This window comes from Aeromonas sp. FL131 (genome assembly GCF_049860615.1).
In the GTDB taxonomy this organism is placed as follows: Bacteria; Pseudomonadota; Gammaproteobacteria; order Enterobacterales; family Aeromonadaceae; genus Aeromonas; species Aeromonas hydrophila.
In genome coordinates this window covers 2,734,968-2,746,470 of record NZ_CP187595.1, presented here as the reverse complement: position 1 = coordinate 2,746,470, position 11,503 = coordinate 2,734,968, and the positions used below count along the sequence as shown (strand labels likewise).

Annotated in this window: 13 protein-coding genes; 2 read left to right on the top strand and 11 right to left on the bottom strand. The window is 57.6% G+C overall.

Annotation, left to right across the window (positions count from 1 at the left end):
• Nucleotides 1-70 precede the first annotated feature (70 nt).
• From ACPW75_RS12670 to ACPW75_RS12650, 5 genes are all read right to left on the bottom strand, one after another.
• Nucleotides 71-499, bottom strand: a complete 429-nt coding sequence (locus ACPW75_RS12670) for a hypothetical protein (protein WP_016351411.1) — start codon at nucleotides 497-499, stop codon at nucleotides 71-73.
• A gap of 10 nt (nucleotides 500-509) precedes the next feature.
• Nucleotides 510-935, bottom strand: coding sequence for a DUF2787 family protein (locus tag ACPW75_RS12665; RefSeq protein WP_016351410.1), 426 nt, complete (start codon nucleotides 933-935; stop codon nucleotides 510-512).
• Between the two features lie 35 nt (nucleotides 936-970).
• Nucleotides 971-1,534 (bottom strand): lecithin retinol acyltransferase family protein, encoded by a 564-nt coding sequence (locus ACPW75_RS12660; RefSeq protein WP_103828456.1) that lies wholly within the window; start codon nucleotides 1,532-1,534, stop codon nucleotides 971-973.
• Nucleotides 1,535-1,618: 84 nt separating this feature from the next.
• Nucleotides 1,619-2,305: a hypothetical protein gene (locus ACPW75_RS12655; protein WP_016351408.1), complete on the bottom strand. Its 687-nt coding sequence runs from the start codon at nucleotides 2,303-2,305 to the stop codon at nucleotides 1,619-1,621.
• A 17-nt stretch (nucleotides 2,306-2,322) separates the two neighbouring features.
• Nucleotides 2,323-2,688 carry a hypothetical protein gene (locus ACPW75_RS12650; protein ID WP_060390113.1) on the bottom strand — a complete coding sequence of 122 codons (366 nt, stop codon included), beginning with the start codon at nucleotides 2,686-2,688 and terminating at the stop codon, nucleotides 2,323-2,325.
• A 271-nt stretch (nucleotides 2,689-2,959) separates the two neighbouring features.
• On the opposite strand from ACPW75_RS12650, the gene ACPW75_RS12645 reads away from it, so the two are divergent.
• Nucleotides 2,960-3,304: a helix-turn-helix domain-containing protein gene (locus ACPW75_RS12645; RefSeq protein ID WP_016351406.1), complete on the top strand. Its 345-nt coding sequence runs from the start codon at nucleotides 2,960-2,962 to the stop codon at nucleotides 3,302-3,304.
• 320 nt (nucleotides 3,305-3,624) lie between these two features.
• Entirely contained in the window at nucleotides 3,625-4,563 is a 939-nt protein-coding gene (locus tag ACPW75_RS12640; protein WP_232105288.1) for a LysR substrate-binding domain-containing protein, read from the top strand.
• Between the two features lie 56 nt (nucleotides 4,564-4,619).
• On the opposite strand, the gene ACPW75_RS12635 is transcribed toward ACPW75_RS12640, so the two are convergent.
• The 6 genes from ACPW75_RS12635 to ACPW75_RS12610 all read right to left on the bottom strand — a co-directional run bounded on the left by ACPW75_RS12635 (nucleotide 4,620) and on the right by ACPW75_RS12610 (nucleotide 11,025).
• Complete coding sequence (locus ACPW75_RS12635) at nucleotides 4,620-5,864, bottom strand: cytosine permease (RefSeq protein ID WP_113994568.1); 1,245 nt, start codon at nucleotides 5,862-5,864, stop codon at nucleotides 4,620-4,622.
• Between the two features lie 15 nt (nucleotides 5,865-5,879).
• A complete protein-coding gene (locus ACPW75_RS12630; RefSeq protein ID WP_103828454.1) occupies nucleotides 5,880-6,275 on the bottom strand; it encodes an allophanate hydrolase-related protein in 396 nt (131 codons plus the stop codon).
• A gap of 62 nt (nucleotides 6,276-6,337) precedes the next feature.
• Nucleotides 6,338-7,294: a carbamate kinase gene (locus ACPW75_RS12625; RefSeq protein WP_113994569.1), complete on the bottom strand. Its 957-nt coding sequence runs from the start codon at nucleotides 7,292-7,294 to the stop codon at nucleotides 6,338-6,340.
• 2 nt (nucleotides 7,295-7,296) lie between these two features.
• The gene (locus ACPW75_RS12620) at nucleotides 7,297-8,709 is read right to left on the bottom strand and encodes a DUF1116 domain-containing protein (RefSeq protein ID WP_113994570.1); all 1,413 of its coding nucleotides are present in this window, start codon (nucleotides 8,707-8,709) and stop codon (nucleotides 7,297-7,299) included.
• Between the two features lie 8 nt (nucleotides 8,710-8,717).
• Nucleotides 8,718-10,265 (bottom strand): acyl-CoA synthetase FdrA, encoded by a 1,548-nt coding sequence (gene fdrA / locus ACPW75_RS12615; protein WP_113994571.1) that lies wholly within the window; start codon nucleotides 10,263-10,265, stop codon nucleotides 8,718-8,720.
• Between the two features lie 94 nt (nucleotides 10,266-10,359).
• Entirely contained in the window at nucleotides 10,360-11,025 is a 666-nt protein-coding gene (locus tag ACPW75_RS12610; RefSeq protein ID WP_101613913.1) for a cysteine hydrolase family protein, read from the bottom strand.
• Nucleotides 11,026-11,503: the final 478 nt, after the last annotated feature.

The following is an 11,503-nucleotide window of genomic DNA, read 5'->3' as shown; positions in this document are numbered from 1 at the left end:
CCACTGCACGCAGGTGCCTTGTACGGTTAGGCCACTGTCACGCACCACCTGCGTCTCGCCATCTTCCAGCTCAACGGCTATCGGTTGTTTGGGCATCGTGCGCCTCCTCTTGGGGTAAGGGGTCACTCTCCACGCGATAACCGTGATGAATGCAGGTGCGCTGCAGGTTGCTCAAAAAGCTCCCCAATACACGGGGCTGGTCAGAGAGCGGGACTGGACCTGCCTGACAGCGCCAGAAACAGCGACGCTGAGGGTCCACACAGATTTCATCTATAGGCTGGCTCATGGTGTGCCAGTCCTCGGCATTGGTGAGGGATAACAGTTGCCACTGCACGCCAGACCAGCACAGATGCAGTGTGACGGTGCGGGCATTTGGACTACCAGGGGTGAGATGCAGCAACCAGCGCTCGCCTTGGCGAGTTGGTTGCAGCTTGGCTTTGGCGGCGACCAGCCCTAGCCACTGGCATGAGTAGTAGGAGAGCGGCAGTTTGTTAGTCATTACACACCTCCTAATCTCCGCTGACCGTGACGGTGAAATACCCCAACTGGGCGTAGCTAATGAAATTGCGCTGCCACAGGGTAAACAGTTCCCGTGCTTCCACGCCGGGCAGTGGTCCCCAGCCCTGCAGATAGTGCTTGTCGCAAGAGAAGTTGAAGTCGAGTTCCTTGCAGAGCTCGGCATCCTGGCCCAGCCTCTGATAACTGAAGTCAGTGATGTAATCGAAGACCCAGCCGTGCAACCCCCGGATCAGTCGCAGCTCTAACGGATGGATGCCACCTGTTTCGGCACTGTAGCCGGGGCTGCGAAAGTTAAAAGTCAGTGTCGAGAGGTGGGTGAGGTCGAGCCGTTGTTCCCGCACGACGCTGCGCAGCAAGTCAGACAGTTCGGGAGAAATCGGCAGGGCCATCCCTGCCAGGTGAAATGGCATGGTCATCATGGTGTGTCCTTTCGTATCGAATGTGAGAACCGTTAATCCCTGAGCCAGCGCCAGACGCGGTAGAGGCCGTAGGTGGCTGCCAAGGGGGCCGCCAGCGAGGTGGCTGAGCTTCCCAGCAACGTACCTACTGCAGCGGTCACAGCGGTAGTTGCTGACGGGGTCAGTACCGTGTTGGTGGCCATGCCAGGCAGGGCCGTAAGGGTAGGCTGCCGAGCCACAGTGCGAAGTGCCTGATGTGCGATACACCCCGTGGCAATGAGTTGGTTTATCTGCTTGCTGTAGTGAAAGCCCTCGATGCACCAAAGCACAAAGTGCTCGCAGTTGTTAAAGAGTGTGCTGTAGTGTGCCTCTCCTAGGCGGGAGTAAGCACGGTCGATACTCTCCTCCCGGTTGAAGGCTCGTGCGCTATGGTGCTGGATGCGATAGCCCCGCCCTTGGCTAAACTCGGCAAGCGTGGTGATAGCTATCTGACCGGAATGTATACCGGCACTGACCCCCTGGTAGTGGATGACCTGATGGCCCCCTAGATAGAGACCGTGGTGCTGGTAACCTGTGCGGAGTGAAACGAGGTGGTCCCCCGGTTGTGGTAATGACATGAACAGTTCCTTAAATAAAATGCGGCATAAAACAGAGGGCACCTTCGGGTGCCCTGATGGTGGTGAATGTGTGGAGGCTGGTGGTCAGGACTGCTTGCGCAGCGTCAAGCTGTTGGTATCCCATACCCAGCGCTGACGAGGATTGCCGGGCAGGTCGAGGGTGAAACCGTTGGGGGCGGGGGTCAGCTTGCCTTCATCACTACAGGTACCAAAGGGCTGTGAAAGCATGGTCAACACACCCGTCTGGGCGACAGCCAACTGATAGAGCACCGGGCATGCCACTCCGCCACTGTGTAGCTCAAACAAGACCGCCTGCCCGTTGGCCAGCGGCAATCGGTGCGTGAGCTTGATGGCGTCATATTCATCGGTGCGCAGCAGCACGTCATCCCCATACCGGATGACGATACTGTCCTCGTCATTTTTCACGATGGTAAATGACGTGGTACTTGATGCAACTGACGCAGGTGCAAAGGAGGGCTCGAAGTAACGACTGCCATCTGAATAGGTCAGCATAAAACCGTTCAGTGAAACCGGCTGGCTGACCCTGGGTATGAGCCTTGGCTCATCTTCATCCAGCGGCATCAGCATGATGCGTTCCCCTTTCGAGGTCTCTATCCAAAACTGCATGCTGGCGAAATTGAGGGTACCATCAACGTTGGCCGGTACCCGTTTAGTGACCGTTGGCACAGTGAACTGGGGCGCAGCCCAGGCCGGTAAGGCAAACAGCGATAACCATGTGCACCACAGGGCCAGTTTGATGTTTTCTGTCATGTCACTCTCCAGACGACTTATTCAATGGTGTAAGAGGCATTGCCCAGATTGGTGAAAAGGGTGACCTCTCTCAATCGGCACGGCTCGGTCATGACCAGCCGCCAGCTTTCGGTGTAATTGAGCTTGAACGGGAAATGGGTCCCCCCAAGCTGACCACCGATGTCATTGCGCAGCATCACCCGGCATTTACTCTTGCCGCCATTAATCAGCACCTTCTGAATAGTGACTTGATCGTTGAGCGAGGTGACGACTATCTGAGGTCGCCCGATAGCGGTGTATTCCACTTCCAGACTGAATTCTGGGCTATTAGCGGATGCTGTATCGCAAGCGCTCAGTGATAGGCCACAAGCCAGCAGTAAGGGATAAAACAGTGCGCGATTCATGATCTCTCCTTAATAAAAATGGCAAACGGATGCCTGACCGACGAGGCGAGCCTGTCGGGCTAATGGGTGTAAACGTAATGGGTTAATGGTGGTGAGGGCTGATAGCCAAATGCCACCAAGGGGATAGATTGAGGTTAGGTCGTGTTGAACTCCTTTCGATGTTGGGGTGACTATTCCAGTGAATTAGATCTAATAGGGTGATCCTCATCGCAAAGGGTCCTTAATGTCAATGAAAGTCCATAGTCAACTATCAGGGTTGACTGGAGGACTTATGACAAGCATCAACTCTGAAGAGCTGGCCAAGAGCGTGGGCAAAGCGATTGGACGCCAACGCCAGCTGGCAGGACTGACTCAGGAGCAAGTGGCAGAGCACTTAAAGATAGGTATGGAAGCGGTCTCCCGGATGGAGCGAGGTCTCGTGGTGCCGACCGTCGTGCGGCTCGCTGAGCTGGCTCAGCTGTTTGGCTGTGAGCTCGCAGACTTCCTGCGTGAGACCAGCAACCGCCCTACCGAACAAGGCATTGTGCTCAGCCAACAGTTGGCCAAACTCGATACAGCTGACAGAGCGCTGGTGCTGGAGGTGGTTGATAAGCTGGTGGCGCGACTGGCGCCTTAATGACTCACAGTGCGCATCGATGACAGACCGATGGGATACCAGGACCGATAACTTGGGAGGCCGCAATGGTGCTCCCAAGCGGACTTACGGCGATCTTTGCTTGGTGTCTCCTGATGATATCTATCTGAGTTACTTTTCAATCGCACTGATAGCAGACTAATCAGGTCTATTAATGCGGCAGTTGGAACTATAGCCGTGATGAAGCCAATGATTAATTGCGTTGGTATCGCTCAAGAAGGCAAGTGGCAACACGGTTAATCAAGTATTTTGAATCACCCCCAGTATTCATTGTCCCGTTGCGAAGTGAGGGAGATGTTACAATGCACCCCAAAAAGGAGCTGTACTTCATGGTAATCACTGCCGACGCGATCAAAGTTGTTATTGCCATTGTCCGTTGTGGTAGTTTTGCTGCAGCGTCGCAAGAGCTTCACAAGGTTCCGAGTGCGCTCAGCTATACCTTGCACAAACTGGAAGACTCTCTCGGTGTCAGTCTGTTTGAACGTCAGGGAAAGCAGTTGGTGCTTACTGAGGCTGGCTACCACTTCATCAAGCGTGGTGAGTTGATCTTAGGAGAGCTTAACAGTCTGGAGGACTCAACTCGCCTGATTGCCATGGGGGTTGAACCCTCGATACGCCTCTCTTTTAACAACATCCTCTCGTTGGCGCCGCTTACCCATTTGCTACATGAATGCGAGCAGCTTTTCCCCCAAACTGAAATTCAGCTGGCCATTGATGTTCACGATGGGGTGTGGGATGCCCTGTTGGGGAAACGTGCCGATATTGCTGTCGGTGCACCCAATCAGGTGATTGCCAACAGCGAAATAGGTGCAGAACCGATGGGAATGGTGGAATGGGTCTTTGCCGTAAGCCCGAATCATCCGGTAGCCAAGTTACCCCAGCCTATTACTGAACGCGCCCTGCGCCGTTACCCGGCGATTTGCATTCGAGATACCTCTGTGCAGCTCAAGCCCAAAGAAGCTTGGTTGCTGCGCGGCCAGAAAGCGCTACAGGTACCCGATTTTCACAGCAAACTCTCGCTTCAGACTGAGGGGGTCGGTATTGGTTTTGTGCCGCGTCATTTTGGCCAGCCGTTGATTGATGATGGTCGCCTGCAGGTGATGACGGTGGAATCTCCGAAGCAATCCACGCCTCTGTTCCTGGCCTGGCAGCGTCAGCACACGCGCCCCTGTTTTAGCTGGTGGTTACAGCAATTACGCGATCCGGCCTTGCTGCAAGGCTTGCTTGGGCCACTTGGCTAGTGCCGATCTGTTCATAAAAAAGGCCGCAGATGCGGCCTTTTGACTATATGCGGAACTCAGCTTGTCCGCTTGCTGACCATGAGGGCCGGACGGCGGCTCAGGGCCAGGTAACCCAGACTGGCGACCAGTATGGAGTCCAGCGACGGGATCATGGTCAGTGTGATGACGCTGTTGGCGGTCAAAAAGCCGACTAGCGAGCCGAGGATCCAGACTACAAAGGTGATCCATTTGATCGCCGGCTCTTGGGCCAGCAGGCGCTCGTCATACCCTTGGCTGCGATAGCGCAGGAAGTCGGCGATGTAGATGCCGGCCACCGGCGGCGTTGCGATACCCAAGAAGAGCAGGAAGGGGATAAACCAGCTCATAATGTCCATGCTGCCAACTAGGGTCGCCAGCACACCCAGTGCGATGGTGATCTGCCACTTGGGGATGCGTTCAAGCAGGGTCGAGACCACCAGTGTACCCTGAAACATATTGCCGGCATTACCGGTCACGCAGGCAAAGACCAGCAGCAGAGCCGCGGGTAGCGCTGCGCCGAGCGGTGCCATTGCTCCCAATAGGGAGCCTTGCCCCGTGATGTTGCTCGGGGTGGCCCCGGCCCAGAACAGAAGTGGGTAAGCGACCATAAAGGTGAGCGCTGCGGTGATAAGGGCATGCTTTCGGTTATGCACGAAGCTGCCAAAATCGGGCAAGGTTGCCACGAGGACGATAATGGTACCGACCACACTGGACACCGCGACGCCAGTCTCCATTCCGTTCAAGGTTTCGGTGACAGGCGCGGGCGGGGTATCGAGAACTACGCTCAGGATATAACAGAGCATCAGAGCAATCACTGGCACGGCCAGCTGGGCCACTTTGCCAAGCACGGCAAAACCGAAAGCAGTCGATATGGTGAATATCACACATCCAATTGTCACCAACAGGGGCGCCGGGACAGATACGCCTTGCTGTGCGAGCAGATCCTGTACCGTGTGACCAAACATGTTGGCTGTGACCGAGATCCAGCCAAACAGACTGATTGCCATCAAAATGTTGATGGCAATGGCGCCCTTATTGCCAAAAGAGAATTTGACTATGCCATAGGTTGGTAGTCGGGCCTTTTCTCCTACGCTGATGGTGATGGCAGAGAGGATGGCCAGGATAGCCCCCCCCAATGCAACGACGCTGATCAGCTGCCCCTCCAGCAACTGGTTACCCAAGCTGGATGATGAGAGCAGGACTGGGGTCATGGCGATACCCAGCAGGATCATGGTGATATGCAGGCCGGATGCAGTTCCCGGGCTTGTTTCGGTTTTGCGCATGATGCTCTCCCTTGCTTAGTTGATGTGGTGGTGACCTGTGTAATTGCGCCAGCCGCCTGTTTCAGTGATCTCCCGTTCGCCCTCAACTAGCCAAGGCTCGGCCAGCACGCCCAGCACTTCCTGACCGTCCTTGAGGGTGACTTTGCCAATCGAGAGACCAGCCGGCTCTTTTTGCAGGATGTTGCCAAGTCCTGCGGGCGGCACAGCCCAAAGCTCCAGTGCAATCTCGGCACCTTCACCAGGGAAGCGGAGCATGCCGGGGTGGCGATCGCCGATGCTCCAGCAGCGGTAATCCGCGGTGGTGGATGACTCGGCGACAAACTCGGCGTCGACGGCCAGCATGTTGGGATTCAGTTCCAGGCCGCGCATCAGCGTGCCGTTGACTGCGAGCAGAACCTTGTTGTCAGACATGAGTACTCCTTAAATAGTGTGGTGCTGTGTATCTTGTGGTGGGGCCGTAGCCTCTTTTGTCGTCAGTGACCAAGAAAACGGGTGCCAGCCTGGCCAAGCACTGCCTTGCCCATGGAAGGCGGATTAGTGATAAGACCCACCCCATCAGGACATCCTTTGAGGTAGCTCAACATGGCTTCTACTTTGGGGCCCATGCTACCGGCACCGAAGTGGCCGTCGGCTAGCAGTTGAGTTGCCTCTGCAAGGTTCAGGGTCTCGAGCCAACGTTGTTCTGGTGTTCCGAAATGGATGGCAACCTGTTCGACACCGGTCGGGATTAACAGCATGTCGGCTTGCAGCTCGATAGCGAGCAGGGCAGAGGCGCGGTCCTTGTCGATGACCGCTTGGGCGGCCTGCAGGGAACCGTCTTTTTCCCTCACCACAGGAATGCCGCCACCGCCACAGGCAATGACAAGCGCATCCTGCTCGAGTAGGGCTCGTATGGTGGGTGTCTCAACGATGCCAAGTGGTGCTGGTGAGGCGACCACTCGTCGCCAGCCGCGCCCGGCATCTTCGGCAATCTGCCACCCCTGCTCTGCGGCTAGCTGCTCGGCGATCGGCTGACTCATGTGTGCACCAATGGGTTTGTCGGGATGAGTAAAGGCCGGGTCGCAGCGATCAATCAGGGTCTGGGTGACCAGTGCGATGACCTTGGTGTGTGCCAGCCCACTGCGCCGCAACTCGTTACCGAGGGCGTTTTGGAACATAAAGCCAATAGCGCCCTGGGTATCGCCAACGGCGTACTCGAGCGGCACGGTCGGCACTTGCGCACTGGCCAGCTCGCTTCGGCGCAAAATAAAGCCCACCTGTGGCCCATTGCCGTGGGTCAACACCACCTGCCAGCCCGCAGCAATCAGGTCCGCTACATGGCGCGCTGTTTCGACTACCGCATCGTATTGCTGATCGAGTGACACTTCGTCATTGCTTCGGATCAGGGCATTGCCGCCAACAGCAACAACCGCAAGTTTCTTCTTCTGCATGCTTATTCCTCCAGACTGCCAGCGATGGCCGAGAGAGCGCTGACAAAGCAGGAGAGCGGGGCAGTAGTGATCCCCGCGCCAATCTGGCCAACGCCAGCTTGCTTGTGAGCGATGCCGGTGTTGATGACAGGCAGGATGATGCGATCTACGACCTTGCGGGCATCGATACAGGTTGCTGAACCGGCAAAGTTGAGTGCAGGCAGGGTAAAGGCTGGATGCTGGGTCAGCGTGATTTGCTGCATCGCCATGCTGTGACCGATGGCATCAGCTGGGGTACCGCCAACAAACTTGACGATGGCAGGTGAAGCGGCCATGGCGAACCCGCCAATCCCTGCCGTTTCGGTAATGGCGGAATCGCCAAGGTCGGCGGCCGCATCATCGACGCCGTAGCCAGGGAAGAATAGGCCATTTACTGGGTTGGCCGGAGCCTGGAACCAGCGATCGCCAGTGCCGGAGAGGCGGATGCCGAAGTTGACGCCGTTACGGGCCATCACGGTCACCATGGTGCTGTGAGGCACCCCGTGCGCCGCATCGAGCATCACCTTGCAGGCGGCCATCGAGAGGTTGAGGAAGAAGTGATCGTTGGCTGCGATGAACTCCAGCACCTCGGGTCCACGCTCAAGTCTGGCGAGGGTTGGAGCAAGCCGCTTGAACAGCAGGCCGCTGGCTGCCGCATTACGGTTATGGCACTCGTCACCCATATGCAAGGCTTGGGCAATAAGAGGCTTGAGTTCAATTTTGCCGTATTGCTCGAGTGCTGCGGCCAGGGTCGGGGCCAGTACGTCCCCCACCCAGCGCAGGCGTTTCAGCACCTCATCACTGTTGGAGCCAAAACGCAGGACCTTGCCGAGCCCTTCGTTGAAGTTGCAAAACGCACGGTTGCCGTGGGCACGATTTTCTACCACCCAGACGGGCATAGAAGGACTGATGATGCCGGACATGGGGCCGACAGCCTGATAGTGGTGGCAGGGCTCGAGTGCGATATCGCCCCGAGCGGCCATAGCCATGGCGCTGTCGACATCCTTGGCCCAGCCTTCGAACACAATGGCACCTGCGATGGCGCCCTGCATCGGGCCGCACATCTCGCTCCAATCGATGGGAGGGCCAGCGTGCAGGATGCGGCGTTTGCCATTCAGGGCTGATATTTCGCGGCTGGCGACACTCACACCGACCAGGGTGGGTTGGGCTTCTAGGTAGCGTTGCATAGCCTGCTCGTTGGCAGCCTGAATACGCGGATCTTCCAGTAGGGTGGCCAGCGTCCAGTTGGCGGCATCATCCCCTTCTGCGACCGGCTGCCAGGCCAGATGCAATATCTGACCACCGGCGTTGGTCAGGTTGTCAGAAAAGCTCTGCAGGCCCAGCCCCAAAACCCGGAGCGGTTGTTGAAACAGGGAGTTGGCGGATTGAATGCTCATCTTGGTTCTCACTTCAGTTGCAGGGCCAGTCGGGCGGCAAGCTGGGCGGCTTGCATGTTGCTTTGGGCGATCAGCACCCCCGCATCGTGCAGGCGATCGATCTGCTGCTGGCGCGGTTGGGGATCGAGTTCGGTGCCGCAGACGTGGGCGATGGTGATGAGCTGGCGGCCTGCCTGCCCAGCCTTTTGGCGCGCATGCACCAGCGTGGCAAGTAGTTCGCCAGTGGGATCGAGGTTCGCGCCATAGCCCAGTACCACATCAAAGAGCAAGATGGCGGTAGTGGGATCGGCGGCCTCTTGCAACAGACGTGCGTTGCGCAGGGTTGGGTCGATCATGGGGTGAGGACGGCCTTGAGTGAATTCGTCATCACCCATGTCCACCAAGCTGTGGCCATAACCACGGGCGGGGTCTTGCAGCGTGCTTGCGCCTTTAACTGGTGCGTTGGATTCGCACTCGAGACCGGCAGCAATGAGGGCAAGCTGTGCTTCGTAGCAGAAGGTGCCGCCGGCAAAGATGCCGCGAATATCCCGCTGCCCTGGTGCCATGGCGCCGAGTGTGCTTTGCACCTGATCCAGTGCCGCGTCATCAAGGTTGGTGGAGGAGGGCAGAGGTTCATTGCGCAGAATGGCAACGGCCATATCAGCTGCATGTTGCAGGCTGGTAGCGGGGAGGACGCCTTGTGCTGCCAATGCGGCACAGTCGGCGCCAAGGAAATGCACCACAACCGGCTTGCCGCACTCACGGGCCTGGGTCAGCACCTGTTGGCTCACGGCTTCTGAGGGCGGCTTGGAGATCAGGACGATAAGGCGGGTGCCGGGATCGGCGGCCAGCATCCGGAGCGCTTGCTGCATGCTCAGGCCACCGATCTCCTCATGCAGATCGCGCCCGCCGGTGCCGAGTGCTTGGGAGACACCTTCGCCCAGATGATGAATACGGCAGCTCACTTCTTGCAGGCCTGTACCGGATGCCGCTACCAGGCCAATGGTGCCGCGGCGTACCACATTGGCAAACCCCAGCGGCAAGCCATTAACGATGGCGGTGCCGCAGTCGGGACCCATCACTAGCAAGTCGCGCTGCGCGGCGAACGCCTTGATGGCGAGCTCTTGTGCTTCGGGCACGTTGTCGGAAAACAGCATGACGTTCATGCCAAGGTGCAGTGCCTTGAGTGCTTCGGCGGCAGCGTAACGACCGGGTACCGAGATGAGGGCAAGGTTGGCGTCGTTGTCACGCTCCTTGCCCATGGCCAGAGCGGTGGCAGGCCGCTGGCCGACAGCTCCAGGGGTGTCGTCAACCGGTGCAGGGCGCAGCAGTTCGTCGGCCAGTGCCAGCGCCTGTTCGCCAACGGCCTCATCGGCCAGCAGGGCGATCAGCAGATCGCTGGGTTTGGCCGCAACAGTGATCGCCATTCCTGCATCGCGCATCCGATCGAGGTTGGCATCGGTTGCCATGGCGACGGAGGCCTGACGCACGCCCTCCAGTCCACTCAGACGGGAGGAGACCTGCATCAGCGAGACAGAGTCCTTGTAGAGATTTGAATAGATTTTGTAGTGCAACATGTCAGCGTTTCCGTAGTAAACGGGTGCAGAAGGCCCTGACCCGGTCACGGGCCTTCTGTCAGTCAATAGAAGGTGGGGCGATAGGCCCCGGGGGTCAGTCTTTTAGGGCTGCGACCAGTTGTTCTGCGTCGCTAACCCAGCCGACGATGGCGCCCTGGGCCTGGATCATCTCGAGGGTGATCCTGTGGAATTCGGGGAAGTAGGACGCGCAGCAATCTGCCGGGATCACCAACTCATAGCCACGGTCGTTGGCTTCACGGGCGGTGGTCTGCACACAGACCTCGGTGGTGACGCCGCAGATGATGAGGGAGCGAATGCCGCAGGCTTGCAAGATCAGGTGCAGGTCGGTGGAGTAAAACGCCCCCTTGCCCGGCTTGTCGATCACCGGTTCGCCAGCGATGGGGTAGAGCTCGGGGATAATGTCGTGGCCCGCTTCACCTTGCACCAGGATGCGACCCATGGCGCCTGGCTCCCCGATGAAACGCTTGCCGCCACGGACCAGCTTGGCAGGCAGACAGTCGGTCAGATCTGGACGATGACCTTCACGTGTGTGGATGACCAACATGCCTTTGGCTCGAGCCGCATCCAGTACTTTGCGGCAGGGCTCGATAGCCCGGCGCACGAGGGAAACATCGTTACCGAGGGCATGACCAAATCCATTTGGTTCGACGAAATCACGCTGCATGTCGATCACGATGAGGGCTGTGGTGGCCGGGTCGAAGGTGAAATCGAAGGGCTGTGCACTGATACGCTTGTTCATGGTGTTCTCCTACGAGGTGGATGATTCATGGCCAGTCTATGGAGGGGGTTGAGGGGGTGCGCAGAAAGAAATTGAGCCCAACCGACAAAAGATTTGAAGGATGGTAATTAACGCTGGTGGCACAATGGCTAAGAGTCCGGTCATTGCTGGCATTGCACCATACCGGTATCACATGACTGTCTGTTCAGCAGTTAGTGAAGCAGATCATAGAACTGTGATCCCCCTCGCCAATCCATGTTCAAGGAGCCTCTTTTGTCACAGCGTTCTCTCTCTGTCATTCGTGGTTGTCAGCGACTCCTGGCGATGCCAAAGCAGGATGTGTTGACCGTTCACTCTCGTTTTCAGCGAAGCTGCAATTTTATCTCGGACCAAGGTGAATGGTTGACTTTGGTGATAAATGGCGTGGCTTTGCCCCCGGCAGGGATGGAGCTGGCGACTGGATTGTTACCTGATGACATGCAGCCCGGGAGTCGCTGGC

What these genes read in the sequence shown, in the direction of transcription:
- ACPW75_RS12670 (WP_016351411.1), bottom strand. Translation starts at nt 499, where the DNA reads ATGACTAACAAACTGCCGCTCTCCTACTACTCATGCCAGTGGCTAGGG.
- ACPW75_RS12665 (WP_016351410.1), bottom strand. Translation starts at nt 935, where the DNA reads ATGACCATGCCATTTCACCTGGCAGGGATGGCCCTGCCGATTTCTCCC.
- ACPW75_RS12660 (WP_103828456.1), bottom strand. Translation starts at nt 1,534, where the DNA reads ATGTCATTACCACAACCGGGGGACCACCTCGTTTCACTCCGCACAGGT.
- ACPW75_RS12655 (WP_016351408.1), bottom strand. Translation starts at nt 2,305, where the DNA reads ATGACAGAAAACATCAAACTGGCCCTGTGGTGCACATGGTTATCGCTG.
- ACPW75_RS12650 (WP_060390113.1), bottom strand. Translation starts at nt 2,688, where the DNA reads ATGAATCGCGCACTGTTTTATCCCTTACTGCTGGCTTGTGGCCTATCA.
- ACPW75_RS12645 (WP_016351406.1), top strand. Translation starts at nt 2,960, where the DNA reads ATGACAAGCATCAACTCTGAAGAGCTGGCCAAGAGCGTGGGCAAAGCG.
- ACPW75_RS12640 (WP_232105288.1), top strand. Translation starts at nt 3,625, where the DNA reads ATGCACCCCAAAAAGGAGCTGTACTTCATGGTAATCACTGCCGACGCG.
- ACPW75_RS12635 (WP_113994568.1), bottom strand. Translation starts at nt 5,864, where the DNA reads ATGCGCAAAACCGAAACAAGCCCGGGAACTGCATCCGGCCTGCATATC.
- ACPW75_RS12630 (WP_103828454.1), bottom strand. Translation starts at nt 6,275, where the DNA reads ATGTCTGACAACAAGGTTCTGCTCGCAGTCAACGGCACGCTGATGCGC.
- ACPW75_RS12625 (WP_113994569.1), bottom strand. Translation starts at nt 7,294, where the DNA reads ATGCAGAAGAAGAAACTTGCGGTTGTTGCTGTTGGCGGCAATGCCCTG.
- ACPW75_RS12620 (WP_113994570.1), bottom strand. Translation starts at nt 8,709, where the DNA reads ATGAGCATTCAATCCGCCAACTCCCTGTTTCAACAACCGCTCCGGGTT.
- fdrA (WP_113994571.1), bottom strand. Translation starts at nt 10,265, where the DNA reads ATGTTGCACTACAAAATCTATTCAAATCTCTACAAGGACTCTGTCTCG.
- ACPW75_RS12610 (WP_101613913.1), bottom strand. Translation starts at nt 11,025, where the DNA reads ATGAACAAGCGTATCAGTGCACAGCCCTTCGATTTCACCTTCGACCCG.